The 26,104-nt window shown below is 62.1% G+C and carries 22 protein-coding genes; 15 read left to right on the top strand and 7 right to left on the bottom strand.

Features of this window, described 5'->3' with window-relative positions:
* The first annotated feature begins 70 nt into the window (after window positions 1–70).
* The 15 genes from ftsL to ACESMT_RS02535 all read left to right on the top strand — a co-directional run bounded on the left by ftsL (window position 71) and on the right by ACESMT_RS02535 (window position 18,134).
* Complete coding sequence (ftsL, locus tag ACESMT_RS02605) at window positions 71–445, top strand: cell division protein FtsL (protein WP_372824965.1); 375 nt, start codon at window positions 71–73, stop codon at window positions 443–445.
* Window positions 438–2,171, top strand: a complete 1,734-nt coding sequence (locus tag ACESMT_RS02600) for a peptidoglycan D,D-transpeptidase FtsI family protein (RefSeq protein ID WP_372824963.1) — start codon at window positions 438–440, stop codon at window positions 2,169–2,171. Before ftsL ends, ACESMT_RS02600 begins: the two co-directional genes overlap by 8 nt.
* Window positions 2,171–3,667: a UDP-N-acetylmuramoyl-L-alanyl-D-glutamate--2,6-diaminopimelate ligase gene (locus ACESMT_RS02595; RefSeq protein ID WP_372824961.1), complete on the top strand. Its 1,497-nt coding sequence runs from the start codon at window positions 2,171–2,173 to the stop codon at window positions 3,665–3,667. Before ACESMT_RS02600 ends, ACESMT_RS02595 begins: the two co-directional genes overlap by 1 nt.
* Window positions 3,667–5,055: a UDP-N-acetylmuramoyl-tripeptide--D-alanyl-D-alanine ligase gene (murF, locus tag ACESMT_RS02590; RefSeq protein ID WP_372824959.1), complete on the top strand. Its 1,389-nt coding sequence runs from the start codon at window positions 3,667–3,669 to the stop codon at window positions 5,053–5,055. The genes ACESMT_RS02595 and murF overlap by 1 nt, the downstream gene beginning before the upstream one ends.
* Entirely contained in the window at window positions 5,045–6,223 is a 1,179-nt protein-coding gene (gene mraY / locus ACESMT_RS02585; protein WP_372824957.1) for a phospho-N-acetylmuramoyl-pentapeptide-transferase, read from the top strand. Before murF ends, mraY begins: the two co-directional genes overlap by 11 nt.
* Complete coding sequence (murD, locus tag ACESMT_RS02580; RefSeq protein ID WP_372824955.1) at window positions 6,220–8,178, top strand: Mur ligase family protein; 1,959 nt, start codon at window positions 6,220–6,222, stop codon at window positions 8,176–8,178. The genes mraY and murD overlap by 4 nt, the downstream gene beginning before the upstream one ends.
* Complete coding sequence (gene ftsW, locus ACESMT_RS02575; RefSeq protein ID WP_372824953.1) at window positions 8,175–9,425, top strand: putative lipid II flippase FtsW; 1,251 nt, start codon at window positions 8,175–8,177, stop codon at window positions 9,423–9,425. Before murD ends, ftsW begins: the two co-directional genes overlap by 4 nt.
* 156 nt (window positions 9,426–9,581) lie before the next feature.
* A complete protein-coding gene (gene murG / locus ACESMT_RS02570; protein ID WP_372824951.1) occupies window positions 9,582–10,658 on the top strand; it encodes an undecaprenyldiphospho-muramoylpentapeptide beta-N-acetylglucosaminyltransferase in 1,077 nt (358 codons plus the stop codon).
* Window positions 10,655–12,088, top strand: a complete 1,434-nt coding sequence (gene murC / locus ACESMT_RS02565; RefSeq protein WP_372824949.1) for a UDP-N-acetylmuramate--L-alanine ligase — start codon at window positions 10,655–10,657, stop codon at window positions 12,086–12,088. The genes murG and murC overlap by 4 nt, the downstream gene beginning before the upstream one ends.
* On the top strand, window positions 12,085–13,062 hold the full coding sequence (locus ACESMT_RS02560; RefSeq protein WP_372824947.1) for a D-alanine--D-alanine ligase: 978 nt from the start codon (window positions 12,085–12,087) through the stop codon (window positions 13,060–13,062). Before murC ends, ACESMT_RS02560 begins: the two co-directional genes overlap by 4 nt.
* Window positions 13,059–13,850, top strand: coding sequence for a cell division protein FtsQ/DivIB (locus tag ACESMT_RS02555; protein WP_372824945.1), 792 nt, complete (start codon window positions 13,059–13,061; stop codon window positions 13,848–13,850). The genes ACESMT_RS02560 and ACESMT_RS02555 overlap by 4 nt, the downstream gene beginning before the upstream one ends.
* A gap of 4 nt (window positions 13,851–13,854) precedes the next feature.
* On the top strand, window positions 13,855–15,084 hold the full coding sequence (gene ftsA, locus ACESMT_RS02550) for a cell division protein FtsA (protein WP_372824943.1): 1,230 nt from the start codon (window positions 13,855–13,857) through the stop codon (window positions 15,082–15,084).
* 142 nt (window positions 15,085–15,226) lie between these two features.
* On the top strand, window positions 15,227–16,459 hold the full coding sequence (gene ftsZ / locus ACESMT_RS02545; RefSeq protein ID WP_372824942.1) for a cell division protein FtsZ: 1,233 nt from the start codon (window positions 15,227–15,229) through the stop codon (window positions 16,457–16,459).
* A gap of 556 nt (window positions 16,460–17,015) precedes the next feature.
* Window positions 17,016–17,939 (top strand): UDP-3-O-acyl-N-acetylglucosamine deacetylase, encoded by a 924-nt coding sequence (gene lpxC, locus ACESMT_RS02540; protein WP_372824940.1) that lies wholly within the window; start codon window positions 17,016–17,018, stop codon window positions 17,937–17,939.
* An 18-nt stretch (window positions 17,940–17,957) separates the two neighbouring features.
* Window positions 17,958–18,134, top strand: coding sequence for a hypothetical protein (locus tag ACESMT_RS02535; protein ID WP_372824938.1), 177 nt, complete (start codon window positions 17,958–17,960; stop codon window positions 18,132–18,134).
* A gap of 155 nt (window positions 18,135–18,289) precedes the next feature.
* Here ACESMT_RS02535 and ACESMT_RS02530 read toward each other — a convergent pair whose 3' ends face one another.
* From ACESMT_RS02530 to ACESMT_RS02500, 7 genes are read right to left on the bottom strand one after another with little or no spacing between them, the layout of a single operon-like run.
* Window positions 18,290–18,958 carry an HAD family hydrolase gene (locus ACESMT_RS02530; protein ID WP_372824937.1) on the bottom strand — a complete coding sequence of 223 codons (669 nt, stop codon included), beginning with the start codon at window positions 18,956–18,958 and terminating at the stop codon, window positions 18,290–18,292.
* A complete protein-coding gene (pehA, locus tag ACESMT_RS02525) occupies window positions 18,955–20,493 on the bottom strand; it encodes a phosphoric/sulfuric ester hydrolase PehA (RefSeq protein ID WP_372824935.1) in 1,539 nt (512 codons plus the stop codon). Before pehA ends, ACESMT_RS02530 begins: the two co-directional genes overlap by 4 nt.
* A gap of 26 nt (window positions 20,494–20,519) precedes the next feature.
* A complete protein-coding gene (locus tag ACESMT_RS02520; RefSeq protein ID WP_372824933.1) occupies window positions 20,520–21,419 on the bottom strand; it encodes an ABC transporter permease in 900 nt (299 codons plus the stop codon).
* Window positions 21,416–22,345 (bottom strand): ABC transporter permease, encoded by a 930-nt coding sequence (locus ACESMT_RS02515; protein ID WP_372824931.1) that lies wholly within the window; start codon window positions 22,343–22,345, stop codon window positions 21,416–21,418. Before ACESMT_RS02515 ends, ACESMT_RS02520 begins: the two co-directional genes overlap by 4 nt.
* Window positions 22,346–22,350: 5 nt before the next feature.
* Window positions 22,351–23,337 (bottom strand): ABC transporter ATP-binding protein, encoded by a 987-nt coding sequence (locus tag ACESMT_RS02510; RefSeq protein ID WP_372824929.1) that lies wholly within the window; start codon window positions 23,335–23,337, stop codon window positions 22,351–22,353.
* Window positions 23,334–24,380, bottom strand: a complete 1,047-nt coding sequence (locus ACESMT_RS02505; RefSeq protein WP_372824927.1) for an ABC transporter ATP-binding protein — start codon at window positions 24,378–24,380, stop codon at window positions 23,334–23,336. The genes ACESMT_RS02510 and ACESMT_RS02505 overlap by 4 nt, the downstream gene beginning before the upstream one ends.
* The gene (locus ACESMT_RS02500) at window positions 24,377–25,861 is read right to left on the bottom strand and encodes an ABC transporter substrate-binding protein (RefSeq protein WP_372824925.1); all 1,485 of its coding nucleotides are present in this window, start codon (window positions 25,859–25,861) and stop codon (window positions 24,377–24,379) included. Before ACESMT_RS02500 ends, ACESMT_RS02505 begins: the two co-directional genes overlap by 4 nt.
* Between the last annotated feature and the right edge of the window lie 243 nt (window positions 25,862–26,104).

Genomic DNA, 26,104 nt, shown 5'->3' with positions numbered 1-26,104 from the left:
CGCCCCGAGCAAGCACAGCCCCCTCGGGGGGCAGCGTATTACACGCAGTGAAAAGCGTGGGGGCTTTTTCATGACGCGCCTGAACCTTGTCCTGCTCATTGCTGTGCTGTTCAGTGCGCTGTACCTCGTGCGTACGCAGTACGAATCGCGCCGCCTGTACGTAGAGCTCGAAAAAGCAGCGGCGCAGAGGCACAAGCTTGACACCGACAGCGAGCGCTTGCGGGTTGAAAAACGCGCCCAGGCCACGCCCCTGCGCATCGAGCAGCTATCCAAGGATCGGCTGCAGATGCGAACGGCCACACCGGCCATTACCCAGTATGTGACCTACAAAGCCCCCACGCTTTTCAATGCGTGTAATGCGCTGCCTCCCGAGGGGGCTGTGCTTGCTCGGGGCGGCCCTTCGCCGCGCACGGACACGTCCGGGCCAGGAGGTGCATGTGAGTAGGAGCGTTCTTTATTCGTCCAGCCCCTTGCTGGCCAGCAAGACACCCGTCTGGCGCAGCAAGCTGATTGTGGCAGGCATTGCGCTGGCCTTTGCAGGCCTGGCCGGCCGCGCTGCTTATGTGCAGGTCATCGGCAATGATTTCTTCCAGCGCCAGGGTCAGGTGCGTTTCGCGCGCACCCTGGAGTTGCCGGCCAACCGCGGCCGCATTCTGGACCGCAACGGCCTGCTGCTTGCCACCAGCGTGCCGGCGCCAAGCATCTGGGCCATTCCCGAAGATGTGGATGCCAACCGGGCTCAACTCGCGGAGCTTGCGCGCCTGCTGGAGATGCCGCTGGCCGACCTGAACAAAAAGCTGGCCGACGAGGACAAGACATTTGTCTGGATCAAGCGGCAGGTGGACGAGCCGATTGCGCAGAAAATCCATGCGCTCGGCATCAAGGGCATCTACCAGCGCAAGGCATACAAGCGCCAGTACCCTGAAGGGGAGACCGCCGCCCATGTGGTCGGTTTCACCAACGTCGAGGACCGCGGACAGGAAGGCATCGAGCTGGCTTTCAACAAGGAGCTTGCTGGCAAGCCCGGCTCGCGCAGGGTGATCAAGGACCGGCTGGGCCGCGTGGTAGAAGACGTCGGCGAGCAGGTTCCGCCCGTGGAGGGGCAGGACATCCAGCTCAGCCTGGATAGCAAGGTTCAGTTTTTTGCCTACCAGAAGCTGCGCGACGCAGTGATTGCGCGCAAGGCAAAAGCCGGCAGCGTGGTGGTTCTCGACACCATCACCGGCGAGGTGCTGGCGCTTGCCAATTACCCGAGTTATGTCCCTGGCAATCGGCGGAATCTGACCGGTGAGCAGTTGCGCAACCGCGCGCTCACCGACACCTTCGAGCCTGGCTCGACCATGAAGCCGATCACCGTTGCGATGGCGCTCGAAGCCGGCCGCATCAAGCCGCAGACCCTGATTGACACCGGACCAGGCCGGTTTGCCCTCGGTGGCTTCACCATCAGCGACACCCACAACTACGGCACGCTGACGGTCGAAGGCGTGATCCAGAAGTCCAGCAACGTCGGTGCGCTCAAGATCGCGCAGAAGATGAGCCCGCACGAGATGTGGGACACCTACACCGCGCTGGGCTACGGCCAGAAGCCGCAGATCCAGTTTCCTGGCGCGGTGACGGGCCGCCTGCGCCCCTGGAGAAACTGGCGGCCTGTCGAGCAGGCCACCATGTCTTATGGCTACGGGCTGTCCGCCTCGCTGTTTCAGATGGCGCATTCCTACACGGCATTCGCCCATGACGGCCAGATCATCCCGGTCACCATGCTCAAGAGCAGCGAGCCCGCCGTCGGCGTCAAGGTGTTCTCCGCCGAGAACGCACGCGCAGTGCGCAAGATGCTGCAGATGGCCGCTGCGCCAGGCGGGACAGGACCGCTCGCGCAGACAGTAGGTTATTCCGTGGGCGGCAAGTCGGGAACCGCGCACAAACAGGTTGGCAAAGGGTACGCCAGCAACAAGTACCGCGCGTGGTTCACCGGCATGGCACCCATTGAAAATCCACGCATCATCGTTGCGGTGATGATCGACGAGCCGAGCGATGGCAAGTATTTTGGCGGTGTCGCCGCCGCGCCAGTCTTCAGCGAGGTTGTACAGCAAACCCTGCGCATGATGGGCGTGCAGCCTGACATGAGCGTCAAGCCGCAAATTGTCTTCAGCCCCGTCGAGGAGTCTTTCTGATGGAGCAACTGCACACGCCCACTCAGGCGGCGCGCTGGTTGCGCGAGCGCGTGACCGGCACGCTGCGCACGGACAGCCGCAAGGTTGGCGGCGGTGACGGTTTTATCGCCTGGCCCGGTGCAGCCACTGATGCGCGCAGGTACGTGGGCCAGGTGCTGGCCGCAGGCGTGCAGGCCTGCCTGGTGGAGCAGCAGGGCGCCGAAGCGTTTGGCTTTTCTGACAGTCGTGTGGCTGCTTATAGCGGCCTGAAAACCGCCACAGCTCCGATCGCCGCAGAATTTTTCGCCCATCCCGGCAGCAAGCTGGACATGCTGGCGGTGACGGGCACCAATGGCAAGACCTCTACCGCATGGTGGCTGGCCCAGGCGCTGGACACACTCGGCCGTCCTTGCGGCGTGGTTGGCACCCTGGGCATGGGCCAGCCCGGCGCCATGGTGTTCAACGGCCTGACAACGCCTGATCCAGTGTCGCTGCAGCAGCAGCTCAAACACTGGGCCGATGAGGGTTTCGCGGCCTGTGCGATCGAAGCTTCTTCTATCGGTATTGCCGAACACCGGCTGGATGCGACGGAGATCGATGTTGCGATTTTCACCAATTTCACGCAGGACCACCTCGACTACCACCAGACCATGGCGTCGTACTGGGAGGCCAAGGCGTCCCTGTTCCGCTGGCCCGGCCTGAAAGCTGCCGTGCTCAATATCGATGACGCCAAGGTCGCGAAACTGGCCGTGGCGCTGCACGACTCGGGCCTTGATGTCTGGACGGTCTCCTGCGCTGCGCCCGCGCGGCTGCAGGCCCAGGCCATTCACCACGGGCTGGACGCGCTGGCTTTCGATGTGGTCGAGGGCAGTGACAGGCACCGGCTTTCCGTGTCACTCGTCGGGCAATACAACGTGTCCAATTTACTCGGCGTGATGGCAGCCTTGCGCTCGCTCGGCGTGCCGCTGCAGGATGTGGTTCAGGCCTGTGCCGGGCTGTCGCCCGTGCCAGGGCGCATGGACGCGATTGCTCTGGCGGGGCGTCCGCTGGTGGTGGTTGACTATGCCCATACCCCGGATGCACTTGAGAAGGTGCTGGACGCGCTGCGCCCGCTGGCCAGCGGGCGCGGGGGACAACTGTGGTGTGTTTTTGGCTGCGGTGGTGAGCGCGATGCAGGAAAGCGGCCCCTGATGGCGGCGGCTGCCGAGAAAGGCGCCGATCATATTGTGGTGACCAGTGACAACCCGCGCGGCGAAGACCCGCAAAGCATCATCAGTCAGATATTGCGCGGCTTGAGCCACACCGGCGCGGCCGAGGTCCAGCCCGACCGGGCACTGGCGATTGCCCATTCGATCGATCGGGCGCGAGCCCGGGATGTGATTCTTCTTGCCGGCAAGGGACACGAGGACTACCAGGAAACCGCCGGTATCAAGCTGCCGTTTTCCGACCGGGCTCATGCCCAGGCCGCACTGGCACGCGACGCCAGCGCGGCATCTACGGCGGGAGGTCTCGCGTGATGACGCTGCAGCAAGCCCTGCAGTGGCTGCCTTCCGCGCGCCTCGTTGGAGACGGCGCGCTGCAGTTCCAGCGTGTTCACAGCGACACGCGCAGTCTGCGGCCCGGTGACTTGTTTGTGGCGCTCAAGGGCGAGCGCTTCGACGCGCATGACTTTTTACCGCAGGCGTCGAGCCAGGGCGCGATAGCGGCGATGGCCCAGCGGGGTCTCTCGGCCAGCCAGCCCGGCTTGCTGGTGGACGACTCGCTCAAGGCGCTGGGCCAGCTGGCTGCAGGCTGGCGCTCCCAGTTCAACCTGCCGCTGATTGCCGTGACCGGCAGCAATGGCAAGACCACCGTGACACAGATGATCGCCGCTATCCTGCGCGCCTGGAAGGGTGATGCCGCCTTCGCGACCGAAGGCAATTTCAACAATGACATCGGCGTTCCCCTGACCTTGTTGCGCCTGCGCGCCAGCCACGAGGCTGGTGTGGTCGAACTCGGCATGAACCACCCCGGCGAGATCGCTTGTCTGGCCGGGCTGACCCGGCCCACCGTCGCCCTGGTCAACAACGCGCAGCGCGAACACCTGGAATTCATGGCGACGGTGGGGGCCGTAGCCCGCGAGAACGGTGCGGTCATCACCTCGCTGCCACCTTCCGGCGTGGCGATTTTCCCGGCCGACGAGCCGTACACGCCGGTCTGGAGAGCACTCGCGACTCCGCGCCGCGTGCTGACTTTCGCAGAGCAGGGCGATGCCGATGTGACGGCGTCTTCCCGATGGACCGGTTGCGCCTGGCAGGTCCAGGCCAACACGCCCGAAGGCCCACTCGCCTTTTTGCTGCAGGTGGCTGGTCGTCATAACGTCAAAAATGCCTTGGCCGCCACGGCATGTGCCTTGGCGGCCGGGGTACCGCTGTCGGCGATCTCCGAGGGCCTGTCTGCCTTCTCACCGGTCAAGGGCCGCTCGCGCGCTTTGCAGCTGCGTATTGCCGGCCGCGCTGTCACGCTGATTGATGACAGCTACAACGCCAACCCCGACTCGGTGCGCGCCGCCATCGACGTGCTTGCCGAACTGCCGGGGCCGCGCCTGCTGGTGCTCGGCGACATGGGGGAAGTGGGCGACCAGGGCCCGGCTTTCCATGCCGAGGTTGGTCGTCATGCGCGTGAACGCGGCATCCATCAGGTTTTCACATTGGGTGAGCAGTCCCTTCATACGTCGCAACACTTTGGCGCCGGGAGGCATTTTGAGGGCGACCTGTCGGCCCTCCAGTCCGCGGTGAAAGCGGCGCTGCCGGAGCTGGGCAGTGTGCTGGTCAAGGGCTCGCGCTTCATGAAGATGGAACGTGTGGTGGAGGCCATCACGAGCTCCCTACAACAACAAAAAGAGGAAAACTCCCATGCTGCTTAGCCTGGCCCAATGGCTGCAAACCCTGTCGCCTGAATTCGGCTATTTCCGGGTGTTCCAGTACCTGACCTTTCGCGCCGTGATGTCGGCGCTGACCGCCTTGCTGATCGGCCTGCTGGCAGGGCCTTTTGTGATTCGCCGCCTGACGCACCTGAAAATCGGCCAGCCTATTCGCGAGTATGCGATGCAGACGCATCTGAGCAAAAGCGGTACGCCCACCATGGGCGGCGTCCTGATACTGCTGTCCATCGGCATCTCGACCCTGCTCTGGTTCGACCTGAGCAACCGCTTTGTCTGGATCGTGTTGATTGTGACCCTGGGGTTTGGTGCCATCGGTTGGGCCGATGACTGGCGCAAGGTCGTGCACAAAGACCCCGAGGGCATGCGGTCGCGGGAAAAATACCTGTGGCAGTCGGTCATCGGTCTGCTTGCGGCGCTGTATCTGGTGTTCAGCATTTCAGAGAGCTCCAACCTGCGCGTGCTGGAGCTGTTTTTCAGCTGGGTGCAGTCGGGCTTCGACGTGAACCTGCCGCCCAAGGCCGGCCTGCAACTGCCGTTCTTCAAGGAAATCAGTTATCCCCTGGGGGTGTTCGGTTTTGTGTTGCTGACCTACCTGGTGATCGTGGGCTCCAGCAATGCGGTCAACCTGACCGATGGCCTGGACGGTCTGGCCATCATGCCTGTCGTCATGGTGGGTTCCGCCCTGGGCGTGTTTGCTTATGTCACGGGAAGCGCCGTGTATTCCAAATACCTGTTTTTCCCGCACATTCCCGGTTCCGGCGAGCTGCTGATTTTCTGCTCGGCCATGGCCGGCGCCGGCTTGGCATTTTTGTGGTTCAACACCCATCCCGCGCAGGTCTTCATGGGCGACGTGGGCGCACTGGCCCTGGGTGCAGCGCTGGGCACGATTGCGGTCATCGTGCGCCAGGAAATTGTGTTGGCCATCATGGGTGGCATCTTTGTCGTGGAGGCTCTGTCGGTGATGGCCCAGGTGATGTATTTCAAGTACACCCGCGCCCGCTACGGCGAGGGCCGCCGCCTTTTCAAGATGGCGCCTCTGCATCATCATTTTGAGAAGAACGGCTGGAAGGAGACGCAGGTTGTCGTGCGTTTCTGGATCATCACCATGCTGCTTTGCCTCATCGGCCTGTCAACCCTGAAGCTGCGATGAACCCCAACGAGCCCCTCCGCCCCGGCGTTGTACCCGAACAGTCTCCTGTGACGTTCAGGCCGGCGCAGGTGCAGGCGCCTGCGTCAGAGGCAGCCCTTGCGCCAGTGTTGTCGGCAGATACGCCGCCAGCGGAGCCGCATGTGCAGGCCCCGGTGGTCGACGCGATCGGGGTACACCCCAAAGCGGCTGCTCAAGCGGGTGCGCGGCCTTTACCCGAGACCCTGACGGCCGCGCGCGACGCGGCTGCTTTTGTCGCTCAAATGTTTGCCGAGGTCAGTGCCCCCGACCAAGCTGAGACTGAAATGCCGCTGCCGCCCGACGAAGTCGCCGCGGTTGATGACGTCGCGCCTTCGGCCACCGGGTCATCCGGCGAGGTGACGGCATCGTCCCTGAACGGACAGCATGTTCTCATTCTGGGCCTGGGTGCTTCGGGCCTGGCCATGGTGCGCTGGTGCGTGCGTCAGGGGGCGCGCGTCACGGTGGCCGATACCCGCGAGATTCCGCCCCAACTGGCCCAGTTGCAGGCGGAGTTGCCGCAGGTGAGCTTCTGCGCCGGCGCCTTCGAGCCCAGTCTGATCGTGGGCTCCGACGTTCGTGCTGTGTTCAAGAGCCCGGGGCTGTCACCAGCGGCGGTTGCACTGGTGACTGCCGCTGCGCAGGCGCAGGGCCTGCCCTGTGGCAACGAATTGAGCCTGTTTGCGCGGGCGCTCGCGGAGCTCCGGGAAACGCGTGCTTATGTCCCTCAGGTGCTGGCAATCACCGGCACCAACGGCAAAACGACAACCACGGCGCTGACTGGCCAACTGGTCGTACATGCGGGCAAGACCGTGGCGGTGGCGGGCAACATTGGCCCCAGTCTGCTGGACACGCTGGCCCGGCAGCTCGATGCGGGCACCTTGCCCGAGGTCTGGGTGCTGGAGTTGTCCAGCTTCCAGCTCGACGGCGTGCAGGGTTTTGAGCCCACCGCGGCCACGGTGTTGAACCTGACGCAGGACCATCTGGACTGGCACGGCAGCATGGAGGCCTACGGGTCGGCAAAGGCGCGCATCTTCGGCAGCAAGGGCCTGCTGGTGCTCAATCGCGATGATCCGGCGGTGATGGCCATGTTGCCAGAACCCGTGCGGGTCAAGCTGCAGAAACCACAGTGGCGTGACTATGTGAGTTTCGGTCTCGGGATACCGCAGCGCCCGGGTGATTTCGGGATCGAAACCGTCAACGGCATGGCCTGGCTGGTGCGCGCTGCCGAAGCGGATGAGACGGTGAAGAAAAGGCGCCCCCACGCTTCGCTGCCCCCCAAGGGGGCCGTTCCCACCTTGGGGCGGCCCGGCGGCGTTCAATACAAGGACGAAGAAGTGGTCTTGCACATCCAGCGCCTGATGCCGGTGGAGGCCATGCGCCTGCGCGGTCGCCACAACGCTACCAACGCGCTGGCGGCGCTGGCGCTGGCCGGTGCGGTGGGCGGCACCATGGCGTCCATGTTGCACGGCCTGCGTGACTACGCGGGCGAGCCGCACCGTGTCACGCCGGTAGCGGTGGTTCGCGACGTCGAGTATTTTGACGATAGCAAGGGCACCAATGTGGGCGCCACGGTCGCGGCGCTGACGGGCCTGGGTGCCGAGCGCAAGCTGGTGCTGATCGCCGGCGGGGAGGGCAAGGGCCAGGACTTCTCGCCGCTGGCCGACCCGGTGCGCAAGTACGCACGGGCCGTGGTCCTGATCGGGCGCGACGCGCCTTTGATCCGCGCTGCGCTGGAAGGCACAGGCGTGACCCTTCTCGATGCCAGCGCCATGCCGGCCGCCGTTGAACTGGCAGCCCGTCAGGCTCAGGCCGGCGATGCCGTGCTGATGTCGCCGGCCTGCGCGAGCTTTGACATGTTTGATAACTATGGGCACCGCGCCCAGGTTTTTTGCGATGCTGTCCAGGCGCTCGCACGGGACGCAGGGGTGGTGGCATGAGCGTCGCGACACGTCTTGCCGGCTGGTTCTCTGGCCTGAGTGGCGCGGCGGCCGAGTTGCCAGTCCGGCTGGGTGGCCAGAGCTCGTCGCGCACGGCGTCCGCGCCGGTGCGCATGTCGGGTGTCGATCAGGCGCTGATCTGGGTCACCGTGGCCTTGCTGGTGTGGGGTTTGGTGATGGTGTATTCGGCCTCGGTGGCCATGCCAGACAACCCGAAGTTTGTGCGTTACGCCCATACCCACTTCCTGCTGCGCCACGCCCTGTCGCTGGGCGCCGCTGTCGCGCTGGCCTTGCTGGCTTTTCAGGTGCCGGTCGCGAGCTGGGAAAAGCTGGCGCCTTGGTTGTTCGTTGCCTCGCTGGTGCTGCTGATGCTGGTGCTGGTGCCTTTCGTCGGCAAGGAGGTCAACGGCGCGCGCCGATGGATATCGCTGGGCTTCATGAACTTTCAGCCGTCCGAACTCGCCAAGTTTGCCGTGCTGCTGTATGCCGCAGACTACATGGTCCGCAAGATGGACGTCAAGGAACGCTTCTTTCGCGCCGTCATGCCGATGGCCGTTGCCATCGGGATTGTGGGCCTGCTGCTGCTGGCCGAGCCCGACATGGGCGCTTTCATGGTGATCTCGGTGATCGCCATGGGCATTCTTTTCCTCGGTGGCGTCAATGCGCGCATGTTCTTCGTCATTGCCACGGTGGTGGTGATTGCGTTTGCGCTGATGGTGATGCTCAGCGACTGGCGCCGTGAACGCATATTTGCCTACCTCGATCCGTGGAGCGACAAGTACTCGATGGGCAAGGGTTACCAGTTGTCGCACTCGCTGATTGCCTTCGGGCGCGGCGAGATTTTCGGCGTCGGCCTCGGCGGCAGCATCGAAAAGCTGCACTGGCTGCCGGAAGCCCACACCGACTTCCTGCTTGCAGTCATCGGCGAGGAGTTCGGCTTCCTCGGCGTGCTTTGCGTCATCGGCGCCTTCATGTGGATGACCCGCCGCATCATGCACATCGGCCGCCAGTCGATCGCGCTGGATCGCCTGTTTGCCGGTCTGGTGGCGCAGGGCGTGGGCATCTGGATAGGCTTTCAGGCTTTCATCAACATGGGCGTGAACCTGGGCGCGCTGCCGACCAAGGGCCTGACCCTGCCGCTCATGAGTTACGGCGGGTCGGCGATTGTGATGAACCTGATTTCGCTGGCGGTGGTGCTGCGTATTGATTATGAAAACAGGCTTTTGATGCGCGGAGGCCGCGCATGAAAAGCCTGTTTCATCAAAACTGGCTCAGCGCGAAGCGCTGCGGCGCGTCAGCGGCGGTGATGCGCGGAGGCCGCGCATGAGTAGCCTGTTTCGCCAAAATTGGCTCAGCGCGAAGCGCTGCGGCGCGCCAGCGCCGTTGATGCGGGGAGGGCGTTCGTGAACAAGTGCGCGCTCATCATGGCCGGCGGTACCGGCGGCCACATTTTCCCGGGCCTGGCCGTGGCCGAGGCCCTGCGTGAGCGCGGTTGGCGCGTGCACTGGCTGGGTGGCAAAGGCACGGCTGAACGTCCCAGCATGGAAAGCCAGCTTGTGCCGCCGCGCGGCTTTGCTTTCGAAACCATTGATTTTTCCGGCGTACGCGGCAAGGGCCCGGTCACGTTGGCGCTGCTGCCGCTGCGCCTGCTCAAGGCCTTCTGGCAAAGCATTGCGGTGGTCCGTCGTGTCAAACCCGACGTGGTGGTGGGCCTGGGCGGCTACATCGCCTTTCCGGCCGGCATGATGAGTGTGCTGCTGGGCAAGCCCCTGGTGCTGCACGAGCAGAACTCGGTGGCTGGCATGGTTAACAAGGTGCTGGCGGGCGTGGCGGACCGCGTGTTCACCGCTTTCCCCGATGTTCTCAAAAATGCGCAATGGATAGGTAATCCCCTGCGACCGACCTTCACCCGGCAGCCTGATCCTGAAATGCGTTTTGCTGGTCGCAGCGGACCTTTGAAGCTGCTTGTGGTTGGTGGCAGTCTCGGCGCCCAGGCACTCAATCGCATCGTGCCGCAGGCGCTGGCTTTGATTCCACAGGCGCAGCGGCCTCAAGTACTGCACCAGAGCGGCGCTCGGCAGATCGAGGAGCTGCGCGAAAATTACCGCGCCGCAGGCGTGCAGGCCGAGCTGGTGCCCTTCATCGACGACACCGCGCAGGCTTTTGCCGAAGCCGACCTGGTGGTGTGCCGCGCCGGCGCCAGTACCGTGACTGAAATCGCCGCAGTCGGCGCTGCAGCGCTGTTTGTGCCTTTCCCCGCTGCGGTGGATGACCACCAGACCGCCAATGCGAATTTTCTGGTGAAGTCTGGCGGTGGCTGGCTGATGCCACAGCACGAACTCACTCCTGCCTGGCTTGCCGGGATGCTACAAAAAACAGAGCGATCTACGCTGGTACAACGGGCGTTACAGGCCAAAAAGATGCAAAAAATCAATGCCACCGCCGAGGTGGTCGCCGCGTGCGAGGAACTGGCGACATGAAACACGCCATCAAAAACATTCACTTTATAGGCCTGGGCGGCTCCGGCATGTCCGGCATCGCCGAGGTGCTGCACAACCTGGGCTACGTGATCTCGGGCTCAGACCTGTCCGACACCGCCACGTTGCGACGACTGGCCAGCCTGGGCATCAAGACCTTTGTTGGGCATGCGGCAGACAACCTCGCCAACGTCGATGCCGTTGTCACCTCCACGGCCGTGCAGGCCGACAACCCGGAAGTGCTGGCCGCCCGCGAAAAACGCATCCCGGTCGTGCCGCGCGCGCTGATGCTGGCCGAGCTGATGCGCCTGAAGCAGGGCATTGCGATTGCCGGCACCCACGGCAAAACCACCACCACCAGCCTGGTGGCCAGCGTACTGGCCGAGGCCGGGCTGGACCCGACTTTTGTCATCGGCGGCCGCCTGAACAGTGCCGGTGCCAATGCCAAGCTGGGCTCCGGTGACTACATCGTGGTCGAAGCCGACGAGTCCGATGCCTCCTTCCTGAACCTGTTGCCCGTGATGGCGGTGGTTACCAACATCGACGCTGACCACATGGAAACCTATGGCCATGACTTCGGCAACCTGAAAAAAGCCTTTGTCGATTTCCTGCATCGCATGCCGTTTTACGGCACGGCCATCCTGTGTACCGACGATGCGGCGGTGCGCGACATCGTGCCGCAGGTGTCCTGCCCGATCACCAGCTACGGCTTCAACGAGGACGCGCAGGTGCGCGCTGTGGACGTGAAAGCTGTTGACGGACAGATGCATTTCACGGTGCAGCGGCGCAATGGCGTGACCTTGCCCGACTTGCCGGTGGTGCTGAACCTGCCCGGTAAGCACAACGTGCTCAACGCGTTGTCGGCCATTGCGGTGGCGGTCGAGCTCAACATCCCCGATGCCGCAGTGCAGAAGGCACTGGCCGATTTCAAAGGCGTGGGCCGGCGCTTCCAGCGTTATGGCGATTTGCCAGCGCCCGCAGGCGGGACCTTCACAGTGGTGGACGATTACGGGCATCACCCGGTGGAAATGGCGGCGACGCTGGCCGCCGCACGCGGCGCTTTTCCGGGAAGGCGCCTGGTACTGGCCTTCCAGCCGCACCGCTTTACGCGTACGCGCGACTGTTTCGAGGACTTCATCAAGGTCATCGGGCAGGCCGACAGCGTGCTGCTGTCCGAGGTGTATGCCGCTGGTGAGGCGCCGATTGTGGCGGCCGACGGCCGCTCGCTGGCGCGCGCGCTGCGCGTTGCCGGCAAGGTCGAACCGGTGTTTGTCGATGACATCGAGGCCATGCCGCAAGCCATTGCCGACAACGCGCAGGACGGTGACGTTGTCATGTGCATGGGCGCCGGCACGATTGGCCTCGTGCCGGGAAAAGTGATTGAGTTGCTACAAAAAGCAGAGCAAGCTATCAAGGAAGGGAAAGGGCTTTGAGCCTGATAGACTCTAAATTCGGAAAAGTGGCAGTGCTGCTGGGTGGCCGCTCGGCCGAGCGTGAAATCTCGTTGATGTCGGGCCGTGGCGTGCTGGAAGCCTTGCGTTCGCGTGGTGTCGATGCCCACGCTTTTGATCCCGCCGAGCGCGAGCTCGGCGAGCTCAGGCATGAGAAATTCGAGCGCTGCTTCATCGCGCTGCACGGCCGCTTCGGCGAGGACGGGACCGTGCAGGGTGCGCTGGAATTGATGGGCCTTCCTTACACCGGCTCCGGCGTGATGGCGTCGAGCATTTCCATCGACAAGGTCACCACCAAGCGCATCTGGCTGGCCGACGGACTGCCGACACCCAAATACGTCCTGCTGCGACGCGGTGCCTTTGAGCGCAAGCAGGTGCTGGCCGTGCCGGACAATCTGGGCCTGCCGCTGATCGTCAAGCCTGCGCGTGAAGGTTCGTCCATCGGTGTCGTCAAGGTCAAGGGGTACTCCGGCATGGTCGACGCCGTAGAGCAGGCTGCGCAGCTGGATGCCGATGTGTTGTGCGAGCAGTTCGTCCGTGGCGACGAGGTGACCTGCCCGGTAATGGGCAGCGGCGACAGCGCGCGTGCGCTGCCGGTGATCCGCATCGTGGCGCCCGAAGGCAACTATGACTATCAGAACAAGTACTTCACCGACACCACGCAGTATCTGGTGCCCTGCGGTCTGCCGGCCGGCGAGGAAGAAGCCATTCAGGCGCTGGTGTTGCAGGCCTACCGCGTGCTGGGTTGCCGCGGCTGGGGCCGGCTCGACGTGATGATCGACGCGAAGACGCGCAAGCCCTACCTGCTGGAAATCAACACCTCTCCCGGCATGACCAGCCATTCGCTGGTACCCATGTCGGCGCGCGCGGCGGGCATCAGTTACGAAGACCTGTGCCTGGAAGTTTTGCGAACCGCCAGCCTTGACCACCAACCACAAGCCGGGAGCGCCGCATGAACCAGGCCCTGCCCGCACCGATGGACATCAAGCTGATGAATATGGCATCGCTGCTGCTGAGCCTGGCGTTTGTGGGCATGCTGGGAACGCTGGGCATCGCCTGGCTGGCCGAGCAAAACCTGTTCCGGCTGGCGGCGATCAAGGTGCGCGGTGACGTGAGCCACAACAACGCGGTAACGCTGCGGGCCAATGTCGTGCCCAGGCTGAACGGCAATTTTTTCACGGTGGACCTGGCTGCCACCCAGGCAGCCTTCGAAGCTGTTCCCTGGGTGCGCCATGCGATGGTGCAGCGTGAGTTTCCAAACCGTCTGGGCGTTGTGCTGCAGGAACACAAGGCCATCGCCTACTGGGCGCAGGAGGGTGACTCGCATCTGGTCAACAGTTATGGCGAAGTGTTCGAGGCCAACCCGGGTGATGTCGAGTCAGAGGACCTGCCGGTGCTCAGCGGTCCCCAGGGGCAGGCGGCGCTGGTCTTCCACGGTTACCGCAAGCTGTCGCCAGTGTTTGAAAAAATAGACGCGCGCATGGAGAAGCTGGAGCTGACCAGCCGCGGCAGCTGGCGGACCAGGCTTGACGATGGCGCCATGCTGGAGCTGGGGCACGGCAGCCTTGAAGAGATTGAAACCCGCGCCCGGCGCTTTGTCGCCACCTTGGCGCAGGTGACAGGCAAATTCGGCAAGCCCCTGGAGTCCGCCGATCTGCGTTACGGCAATGGGTATGCGATCAAGCTGAGGGGTGTCACCACGACAGTGCTGGGTGACAAGGCAAACGGGAAAGAAAAAAGGTAAAGATATGGCCAAAGAGTACAAAGATCTTGTTGTGGGGCTGGACATTGGAACCAGCAAGGTCATGGCGGTGGTGGCCGAAGTGCTGCCCGGCGGTGAGCTCAAGCTGGCCGGGCTCGGCATTGCCTACAGCAATGGCCTCAAACGCGGCGTGGTTGTCAACATCGACGCCACGGTGCAAAGTATCCAGCAGGCGCTCAAGGAAGCCGAGCTGATGGCGGACTGCAAGATCGGCCGCGTCTACACCGGTATCACCGGCAGTCACATCCGCGGCATCAACTCCAGCGGCATGGTGGCCGTCAAGGACAAGGAAGTCACCCAGGCCGATGTAGCCCGTGTGATCGAAACCGCCAAGGCCATCAACATCTCCACCGATCAGCGCCTGCTGCTGGTCGAGCCGCAGGAGTTTGTCATCGACGGCCAGGACGTGCGCGAGCCCATCGGCATGAGCGGCATCCGGCTTGAAGCGAAAGTGCACATCGTGACCGGCGCGCAGAGCGCCGCGGAAAACATCATCAAGTGCGTTCGCCGCTGCGGCCTCGAAGTCGATCAGCTCATGCTCAACCCGCTGGCATCGAGTCTGTCGGTGCTTAGCCGGGACGAGCAGGAACTCGGCGTAGCCCTGGTGGACATCGGCGCAGGCACCACCGACGTAGCGATCTTTACCGGCGGGGCCATCCGCCACACCGCCGTGATCCCGATTGCCGGCGACCTGATCACCAGCGACATCGCGATGGCCCTGCGCACGCCTACCAAGGACGCCGAAGACATCAAGGTCGAAAGCGGCTTTGCCAAGCAATTGCTGGCCGACCCGGACACCCAGGTCGAGGTGCCCGGTCTGGGCGACCGCGGCCCGCGCATGTTGTCGCGGCAGGCGCTGGCCGGCGTGATCGAGCCACGCATCGAGGAAATCTTCTCGCTGGTGCAGCAGGTCATCCGCGAATCGGGCTACGAGGAGGTGTTGTCCTCCGGCATTGTCATCACCGGCGGCAGCGCCGTGATGCCCGGCATGGTCGAACTCGGCGAGGACATTTTCCTCAAGCCGGTGCGCCGCGGCATCCCGCGTTATTCCAGCGCGCTGTCAGACATGGTGGCCCAGCCGCGCGCGGCCACCGTGATGGGTTTGCTTGAAGAAGCCCGACTGGCGCGCATGCGCGGCCACCGCGTCGCGCAGAAGGCAGGCAGCGTGCACAACGCTTTCGGCAAGGTCAAGGACTGGTTTGTGGGGAACTTCTGATGAAAAAATTCCATGTTTTTGTCTGGCGGAGTCCACGTTGCAAGCATTCCGGGGGCGCCGATCCCCCTGCATGAGGCGGGATCACCTGAAGACTTTCACTAAAAAATTTTGGCAACTGCAAACACACCGACAGGAGGCTCACATGAGCATCGAAATGATTGAAATCGAAGAGTTCAACCAGGGCACGCAAATCAAGGTGATTGGCGTAGGTGGCGGCGGCGGCAACGCGGTCGAACACATGATTGAACGCAATGTGCAGGGCGTGGAGTTCATCTGCGCCAACACCGATGCCCAGGCGCTGGGCCGTGGCAGCGCGCACAAGCAGATCCAGCTCGGCGGTAGCGGACTGGGCGCGGGCAGCAAGCCCGAAAAAGGCCGTGACGCGGCCGAGATGGCGGTGGAAGACATCCGCGAGGCGATTGCCGGCGCGCACATGCTGTTCATCACCGCGGGCATGGGTGGCGGCACTGGTACCGGCGCCGCGCCTGTGATCGCGCGCATCGCGAAAGAAATGGGCATCCTCACCGTCGGTGTGGTGACCAAGCCTTTCGAGTTCGAAGGCGGACGCCGCATGACCAACGCCGACCTCGGCCTGGCCGAACTCGAAGCCAACGTTGATTCGCTGATTGTGGTGCTCAACGAGAAGCTGCTTGAGGTGCTGGGCGACGACGTCACGCAGGACGAAGCCTTTGCCCATGCCAACGACGTGCTGAAAAATGCCGTCGGCGGTATTGCCGAGATCATTAATGTGCCCGGCCACGTCAACGTTGACTTCGAGGACGTGCGCACCGTGATGGGCGAGCCGGGCAAAGCCATGATGGGCACAGCCCGAGCCAACGGCCCGGACCGCGCGCGCATCGCGGCCGAGCAGGCGGTGGCTTGCCCGCTGCTTGAAGGCATCGACCTGTCAGGCGCCAAGGGCGTGCTGGTGCTGATCAGCGCAGCCAAGGGTTCGCTCAAGCTCAATGAGTCCAAGCTCGCGATGAACACCATCCGCGCCTACGCCTCGCCCGATGCGCACGTGATCTACGGCACGGCCTATGACGATGACCTGGGTGAAGACATCCGCGTGACCGTGGTGGCCACCGGCCTGAGCCGCCAGGGCGCACGCCGCACGGCACCTCCGCTGCAGGTGCTGCGTACCGGTACCGACAACATGCCGGTGCTCAACATGGCGGTGGGTGGCGGAACCGTCAGCGGTTCCCACCCGGGCGGCAGCAGCATGGGTTCGGCGCAGCCGGACTACGGCAACATGGCCGTTCCTAGCGTCTGGCGCACCAACCGCACGCAGGCGGCGGCCAAGGTCGATGCGCTGGCGTCCGGTGGCATGGACGACTTCGAGATTCCGGCTTTTCTGCGCAAGCAGGCCGATTGATCTCTCGACTCAAGGTGGAGGCATCACGCTGCGTCTGCGGTTCGGTCTGGACAGTAAGCGCAACTCCCCACTCCCACCCCTAACCCCTGCCCTCGCCCCGCTGGGCGATGGAGGGGGACTTCATTTGGCCGCGTGTGCTGCGCCCGCGTGCAAACATGACGGTCTGCTGGGATTCCCGTCCTTGAAGCGCTGCGCGCTTCAAGGACTCCGGATTTTTCTTCGGTATTGGTTTTCAATCCCCCCACCCCGTCGGGCTGGGCTGAGGAGCGGAGCCGAAAATGGATCAGGGCGAGCGATTGTCTGAGCCGAAGGCGAGTTCGAGCTCGACCCCATTTTCGGCGAGCACCGGAGGTTGCCCGTAGCATCGCTGCGGGACCCAGACCATCGGGTCGCCTTTCTTTTCCTTAGGTTTCTTTGGCGAAGCAAAGAAAAGTAAGTCGCCCGCCGGGGCGAGACCCGGCTTGCTGGCGGACCGCAGACGCCGAGGACCGTATGCCATGCATTCCGATTACCCATGCTTTACGCCCGCTTCACCCGCCCCCTTTAAAATAGATCCATGCTTCAGCAACGTACCCTCAAATCCCTGACCAAAGCGGTCGGTGTGGGCCTGCACAGTGGTCAGCGGGTCGAACTGACGCTGCGGCCGGCAGCGCCCGATACCGGCATTGTGTTCAGGCGGGTGGATTTACCCCAGCCGGTGGACATCGTGATCTCGGCGGAAGCGGTCACTGACACACGCTTGGCATCCACCATTTCCAGTGGCAGTGCCAAGGTGCACACGGTCGAACACCTGATGTCGGCCTGCGCCGGCCTGGGCATTGACAACCTCTACATCGACATCACAGCCGAAGAGGTGCCTATCCTCGATGGCTCGGCCTCGTCCTTTGTGTTTCTGCTCCAGTCGGCCGGCATTGCGTTGCAGGCTGCACCCAAACGGTTTATTCGCGTCCTGAAACCGGTTGAAGTGCGCGAAGGGCAGGGGCCGACGGAAAAGTGTGCGCGCCTGTCGCCTTACAACGGCTACAAGCTCGGCTTCGAGATCGACTTCGATCACCCGGCTGTTGACTCCACCGGTCAGCGCGTGGAGTTTGACCTGGGTACCGGCTCCTACACGCGGGACATTGCGCGTGCCAGGACCTTTGGATTTACCAAAGATGTCGAGATGATGCGGGCCAACGGGCTGGCCCTGGGCGGTGGCCTGGACAACGCCATCGTGATGGACGACTACCGGGTGCTCAACACCGATGGCCTGCGGTACAACGACGAGTTCGTCAAACACAAGATACTCGACGCCATGGGCGATCTTTACCTGTTGGGCAAACCGCTGCTGGCTGCGTACAGCGCCTTCCGCTCCGGCCATGCGCTCAACAACAAGCTGCTGCGCGAATTGCTGGCACATGCGGATGCCTGGGAAGTGGTCACTTTCGAAGACGAAAAGATGGCACCCCAGGGATTTGCGCAGCTGGCCCGCGCCTGGTAAGCGGCCGGGTACCAGACCATGCTGCTGTTTCGCTGGCTCTTCCTGATGCTGTTGCTGGCAGCCATCGTCTCATTTGTTTTTTATGCGGGCACCGGTCAGGCCCGGTTCAGACGCTACGGCTTGACCATCCTGAAGTGGACTTTGATCACCGCGTTTGGATTTTTTGCTGTTCTTATTCTTGAACGCATCGCGTAAGCAGCGATAGGGCATTCGCGGCAGGGCCATTCAACGCACGGCCTTCACTCCCACTGGCCAGGCTGCCAGTTCGCCACGGCGTCTGGCTGACAGAGAAGAACGAGAACGCCGTTGTGGTGCGAGCGTTTTCGTCTTGTTCAAGCCCACCAGTTTTTTCAGCTCGCTTTTCCGAGTTCGCGAAAGGAATGAAAGCTTGCTGCGACCGGATGGGACAGGACCTCATCGCCTCCATAGCCGCCCCGGTGCCAGACAAAACCTACCTCGCTTTTCTGTGCACACAAGGCATCCACATGAGTATCACCAAACAACAAGGCCTCTGCCGGCCTGGCGCCCAGATGAGCCAACACCATCAGCAGCGGGGCCGGGTCAGGCTTGGCTCTGACTGCGCTGTCGCAGCCGATCACGTGGCTGAAATAGTCTTGAAGCTTGAAGTGCGCCAGCATCTTCACAGCATCACCGTGGCGCTTGTTGGTGCATACCGCCATACGCTTGCCGAGCTTGTGGCAAGCCTCCAAAAAAGCAAGCACACCAGGATAAGGGCGGGATGCGGTGAAAGCCGATGTTTGCTGACGAATACGAAAAGCCTCAACAACCGGCTCCACATAGGCGAGGCTCTCGCCCCGGGATTCAAGCAGCTCCTGCACTATGCCGGGCAGGGTGCTGAATAAATTAGGTAGCAATGTGTCGGCGGGCCAAGGCGCCAGTCCACAGTCAGCCATCGCCATGCTCAGTGTGTTTCCAATGTCGGGCGCCGAATCAACCAGTGTGCCATCGAGATCGAAGACCAGTGACGGGTAGGCAGCGATCAGGTCGGTCGTGCTCATTGTCGGGACAACAGGCCATCGGGCGAAGCTGCATAACCCGTCAATGTGCGATCGGCATTGAGCATTCTCCAGCTCAGCATTTTTTGGGTGTACTTCAGCATCAGCTCAGCATAGGCCGGATTGGCCGCCTGATTTTTCATCTGCTCAGGATCCTTTTCCAGATCAAAAAACAGGGGGGGAAGTGCGGCAAAGTGAACGTACTTGAAATCCTCATCCTGTATCACTGCCAGTGCGCATTCATCCATCTCCAGGCCCAACGACGCCTCGGGCTTGGAATAAAAGACGTTACGGAAATCGAATTCATAGTGCACCTCGGTGCGCCAGTCCGATGGTGCTGCGCCTTCATGCAGAAAGGGCAACAGCGAGCTTCCGTCGCAGCTGCGTGGAATCGGTTGGCCCAGCCACTCCAGCACCGTGGGCATGGTGTCAACCGTTTCTGAAAAGTTCTGCACCAATGTGCCGCGCGAACCATTGGCGGCGACGTTGGGATCACGCACGACCATGGGGATGTGGTAACTCTCGTCAAAGTAGCCTATTTTGCCAAGCAGGTGGTGATCGCCAAGCTGTTCGCCATGGTCACTGGTCAACACAATCAAGGTGTTGTCCCATTGCCCAGACTGTTTGAGGTAATCAAAAACGCGGCCGAGCTGGTCGTCTATCTCAGTCATGAGTCCGTAGTAGGTGGCACGCATCTGGCGTACTTCGACCTCGCTCATCTGGCTGGCCAAGCCTTCCCCGTTCTGGAAAAAGTTTTTACGCTGGATGTTCTCGACATAAAAGCGGAGCAAAGGATGCTGGTCGAATTCATTCTCCACTGTCGCTGCGCGAACCGGCGGCGGGCAAAGCGCCGGATCGTACATGTCGTGGTAGGGTGCCGGCGCGGAAAAAGGCGGATGGGGGCGGTAGTAGCCCAGATGCAGAAACCATGGCTTGTTCTCAGCGCCGCGCATATAGTCCAGCCCGCGGTCCGTGAACCAGACCGTGTCAGACAACTCAGCCGGGATCTGGCTGGGCTTGCCGGTGGCACCTACATCCCCTGCATCCAGTCCTTTGGGTAGCCAGATATCCCACGGGTTGTCGGGCATGGCAAAACCCTCAGAAGCGACCCACGAGAAATAGGCCTCCATCTTGTTACCCCAGGAGCCAACCGGGCGCCAGCCTTCCATGTCGGCGCCCAGCACCTTGAAGCGCGGGTCCTGCGCCGCCGTCACGCGCGGGTCCGGTGTGGTGGTGGTGTAGCCGACCAGCGCCGGGTCATAACCGGCCTTGCGAACTTCCAGCGCGATGTTGGTGTGCCGTGCATCCAGTGGGATGGTATTTTGGACCGCCCTGTGGTTCATCATGTACTGCCCGGTCAACAGGCTTGCACGTCCGGGGCCGCAGGGGACGGCCTGGGTGTAGTGCCGGGCGAAGGTCACGCCTTCGGCGGCGAGCGCTTCGATATTTGGCGTTTTCACGACCGGGTGACCGACCATGGGCAGCGTGTCACCACGCCATTGGTCCACCACGATCAGCAGTACATTTTTTTGTTTCACTTAAAACCTCAATAAAACGTTGAAAATTAGCGTAACGTCGGATCCAGCCGGTCACGCAGCCAGTCGCCAACCAGGCTCACGGAAAAAGTGGTCAGCACTATGACGGCGCTGGGCGCCAGCAAGATCCAGGGGGCCGACTGCAGGTATTCGCGACCGTATCCGACCATGTTGCCCAGACTGGTCATCGGTGGCTGTACACCCAGACCCAGAAAAGACAGCCCAGCCTCAAGCAGGATCAGTTCCGGAAAGGTCAGCGTCACGCTGACGATCAGGGTGCTGGCGATGTTGGGCAGCACATGCAGGAAGTAGACGCGCAGCGGGGACGCGCCGATTTCGTTGGCGGCAGCGGCATATCCCTGCTCATTCGCTGCAATCGTCAGTCCGCGCGCAATGCGCGCTGCTCGTTCCCAGCCGTAAAAACCCATGAGCGCTATAAAAAGTGGCAAGGTGTTTCCCAGGAAGGCCAGAACTGCCAAGGCGATAACCAGGAAAGGCATGGACGCCTGAAAGTCAACCAGCATGAGCACGAGCTGTTCTACCCAACCCCTGAAATGGGCAGCCAGAAAGCCGAGCAAGACGCCAATCATGGCGGACAGCAGTGTGCCGATAAAAGCGACAAGCAGGCTGATGCGCACCGAGATGAAGAGACGCGAGAGCAGGTCCCGGCCCAACTCATCGGTGCCCAGCCAGTGCTCGCTGTTGCCGCCGAAAAATACTGGCGGTTGCAGCCTGGCCTTCAGATCGAGCTGGCTGTAGGCGTAAGGGGCAAGCAGATCGGCAAAGATGGCTATGCCAAGCATCGCCACAATCCACAGCACCCCGGCCACCACCAAAGGCGGATAGGCACTGAGCCAGGCCTTCCAGCGTGTTGTCGATGGGATGGTTTGCTGCGTCGCCACTAAATCGGGTACCCACGCCTTGCTCACTGGGTCGCCCTTGCGGTCTTGCCACCCGCACGCAAGCGTGGATCAATCCATCCGTACAGCGCGTCGACCAGCAGGTTTGACGACACCATGGTCGCAGCGACGAGGAGCAGCAGGCTTTGCACCACAGCCAGGTCCCGGTTGGCGACAGCAGAAACCAGCAGTCGGCCAACTCCCGGCCAGGAGAAGACGCTTTCGACCACAACTGCGCCAGCAATCAGGCTGCCCAGCATGAAACCGATGATGGTGACCGTCGGAATCGCCGCATTGGGCAGTGCATGCCGGCGTACCACCTGATGCCAACTCAAGCCTTTGGCCGAAGCCGTCCGGATGTAAGGCTGGCCCATGACCTCAAGCATGGCTGAGCGGGTAAAGCGTGCCAGGATGGCTGCGCCGCCCAGGCTGAGTGTGACGATGGGCAAAATGGCATGGCGCAAACTGGTGTTGCCACCACTGGGCAGCCAGCCCAGGTAGACAGCAAATACCAGAACCAGCACCAAACCAAGCACGAAACTGGGCACGCTGTAGCCGGCCACGGACAGACTCATCACCAGGCGATCAAGAAAGGAGTTGCGGTGGAGCGCAGCAAAGATGCCAGCGGGAATGCCAATCAGCAGCTTGAGCGCAAAGGCGGGCAAGGCAATCGCCAGCGTGGCCGGTATGCGTTCGAGAACCATGTCCATCGCAGGACGGCCGTCGCGCATCGACTGACCGAAATTTCCCTGCCGCAACTTGTTGAAGTAATCAAGATATTGGTGCCACAGGGACATATCAAGTCCCCAGCCCTTGCGAAAAGCAGCCAGCGCTTCGGGCGGGGCCTCCGCCGACATGATCATCATGGCCGGGTCACCGGACATGCGCAAAATGAAGAAAGCGAAGGTGAGGACCAAAAAGATGGTGACCAAGGCGCGTAGCAGGCGTGAAGCCATGTAATTCAGCATGCAGTGCCCGATGTCTGGCGAGTCAGTAAATGGCAGGCTGCCGTTCGACCGGCGCCAATGTCAACCAGCCCGGGAGGCTGTTGCCGGCATACCGGCATGGCCGACGGGCACCGCGGATGAAAAGCACAACCGGACGGAATCTCGACTGGATTCGGCGGGTCGCCTTCAAGCACAATGCGGGGCGACCCTTGACGCAGCCAGGGTGAGGCAATTGCCGACACCAAGGCCTGCGTGTAGGGATGGGCGGGCCGCTGAAAAATCTCTTCGGGAGCGCCCTGCTCAACAATGCGGCCCAGGTACATCACGGCCACTTCGTCACTGATCTGGCGTACAACCTTGAGGTCATGGCTGATGAACAGGAAGGCCATGCCAAAGCGCTCCTGGATATCCTGCAGCAGGTTGATAACCTGCGCCTGTATGGAGACATCAAGCGCCGAGATGGGTTCATCACAGACCAGCAGGCTGGGGCGCATGATGATGGCCCGCGCCAGCACCACGCGCTGCCGCTGACCGCCAGAAAGCTCATGCGGATAGCGGTCAAAAAGATTCGGTGTGAGGCCCACCGAGGCCATCAGGGCGGCGGCCTCTTCACGGCGTTCAGCTGCGTTGCCTTGAGCAAAGATCAGCAAGGGTTCTGAGACCTGGTCGATCACCGGCAAACGGCGATCCAGTGCACTCAAGGGATCTTGATAGACCATTTGCATGCGGCGGCGCAGAGCGCGCCAGCGCGCATTGCGCCGGGCGGGGACCAGTTCACCCTCAAAATGAACAGCGCCGCTGGTGGGTGGCAGCAGCCCCAATACCAGCCGTGCCGTGGTGGATTTTCCGCAACCCGATTCACCCACCAGCCCCAGCGTTTTTCCAGCTGGCAGCTCAAACGACACACCATCGACGGCACGCAGGGGGGCCGGCTTGCGCCAGCCGCCCTGCGCAACGGCGTAATGGCAGGCCAAGTCGCGAACTTCAAGCAAGCCTGTCATGCCGAGACGGTCTGCAGGCAAGACACGTGGTGCGTGAGGGAAACTTCCTGTTCCGCTGGCACGCTGGCTGCACAGCGGTCATCGGCTTGCGGGCAACGTGTGCGAAAGCTGCAGCCTGAAGGCAGACGACCTGGCTCAGGGACGCTGCCGGAAATTGCCACCAGGCGCCGGCGTGGACCGGACAGGTCTGGCATGGCTGCCAACAGACCGCGAGTGTAAGGGTGACGCGCGTTGTCGAACAGCTGACGCGCGGAGGACTGTTCAACGACGCGGCCGGCATACATGACCAGCACACGGTCCGAGACTTCGGCAATCACACCGAGGTCGTGGGAAATCAGCGCCATGGCCATCTGACTGTCGCGCCGGATTTCGGTCAGCAACTGCAGAATTTGCGCCTGAATGGTCGCGTCAAGCGCTGTGGTGGGCTCGTCTGCCACCAGCATGTCGGGCTCGCCGGCCAGCGCCATGGCGATCATGACCCGCTGATTGGTTCCACCCGACAGCTCATGGGGATAGGCCGACAGTCGCTGAGTTGGATTCGGGATATGTACCCGGTCCAGCAGCCGCAGCGCCTCTGCGCGTGCCGCCTGGCCGCGCAGGCCGCGATGCAGTTCCAGGACCTCAAGCAACTGTTTACCGATGCTGTGCACCGGATTCAACGCAGAGGCCGGATCCTGGAAAATCATGGCAATCCGCTTGCCGCGGATCGGTGCCAGCTGGTCCCCGGTGAGCTGATGGATAGGTTGTTGGTCGAGGTGCACACTGCCGGTGATGCGGGCCTTGCTTCCCAGCAAGCCCAGGACGGCCAGCCAGGTGACACTTTTTCCGCAACCGGATTCACCCACAATACCCACCGCTTCACCGCGGCGGATATCGAGGTCAACGCCATAGAGTACCGGCACCGTGGTGGGACCGTTATCGAAGGCAACAGACAAGCCGCGAATGCTGATCAGGGGTTTGCTGCCGGGCACCAGCTCAAGAACCGGCGCGGCTGAACTGGTTGCGCGTGGTGACCACGCCGGCTCTGACAGGATGGCGCTCATTTTGCCGGGAAGCGAATATTGCCAGCGGTGAAGTCCATCGTGAAGGTGGGGGACCACTTCCAGGCGATGTCCTTGCGCTTGCCGTAGAAAACCACATTGCGGTGCAGCACGGTGTAGGCGGGGTCTTCACGTTCTGCGATTTCCAGCATGCGATGAAACGCGCGGCCGCGGCTGTTCATGTCGGTCGAGTTCTCCAGCAAGGTGGACAAGGTGTTGAATTCCGAATTGGTCCATTCGCCCAGCTGCTGCTGCTGACCGTTGGGGCCATGCTGATTGACGATGGAACTGACCGGATCATTGAACGGTGCCGAGTTCGACCAGTCCCGAATGCCGCGCGGCGTGCTCTGGCCAAAAATCTGTTGCCAGTTTTCCTTCATCTGCATGTCTATCTTCAGGCCCACAGCGCGCCACATTTCAGCCAGTACCTGCGCGGTTTGCACCTGGTTGGTGTAGTAGTTGTTCAGCACGCGAAAGGGGATCGGTTCGCCCTTGTAGCCAGATTCACGTATCAGCTTTGCGGCGAGCTGCGGATTGTATTTTGGAACCGTCCAGTCTTTCTGGAACATCGGTCCGTAGTACTCCCACTGCAAACCAGCTGGTACGCTGGTGCGGTTAGCCCAGAGTGATTTGACGATGGCTTCGCGGTCGATGGCGTGCGCCATCGCCAGGCGAATGCGCGGGTTGGCCAACTGTGGATTGGTTTTGTCAAACACGATCAGGCGGTGATTCAGCACTGGACCACCGACCACCTCGAACTTGGGATTGGCTTCAATCGTCTTGATCTGGTCGGGCGGGACATCTGTGACGAAATCGTATTCACCACTGAGCAGGCCGTTGACGCGGCCAGAAACTTCGGGGACCACTTGATAACGTATTTCACGCACTGTTGGCTTGCCACCAAAGTAGGCGTCGTGAGCGGCCAGAACCAGCAGGTTGTCGGGCGTAAAAGTCTTGATCTTGAAAGGACCGGCACTGACGGGATTACGCGCCCAGGATGCCCAGTCTTTGGACGCCATGAAGGCGCGTTTGGAAATGATTTCGGATCCCGAACGGGCCAGCCGGCCTTCCATGGTCACGTCCGGCACGGCATTGATGAAGCGAACCGTGTGCTTGTCCATAATCTGGACTTTTTCCAGGGATGGCCAAAGTCGGCGGGCGATGGCTGGAACTTCTGGCGGCAGTGCTGGCGACATGCCTTTGGCTGCGTCAGGCGTCGCCGTCGTGGGCTTGCTGTCGTCAACCCTGATGGTGCTGGCGACCTGTCCACTGCGAACCGGTTTGGTATTGCCAAACATGTATTCCGGGCCAAAGGTGAAGACCACATCTTCAGCCGTCATTTCATCACCGTTATGAAACTTGACACCCTTGCGCAACGTCAGTTCTACCGTATGGTCGTTGATGCGCTTCCAGGAGGTGGCCAGGCCAGGAATGAGCTTGAGATCGCCCTGACGATCAAGGTCAATCAAGGCGGAATAGATCATGGGAAAGCTGCGCGAACCCACATTGCTCTGTTCGCGCAAAGGGGTCAGTGTGCCGGAGGTTGATACCTGTTGAACCGCTACCCTGACGATGGGTCGATTGTCTGTCTGAGCCGAAGCCAGAGAGGCGAGAAGGCAGGCCGCAGTGACTGCAGCCTGTCGCATAAAACCATTCATGAGTTTCTTCCTTGTGTTGAAGCAATGGAATTAATGTTAGGTGGCCAGCAAGTCAAATACATGACATCG

Source organism: Polaromonas sp. (assembly GCF_041689105.1).
Classification (GTDB): Bacteria; Pseudomonadota; Gammaproteobacteria; order Burkholderiales; family Burkholderiaceae_C; genus Polaromonas.
Note: the sequence above shows the minus strand (reverse complement) of the source record. Positions and strands in the feature narration are given on the sequence as shown.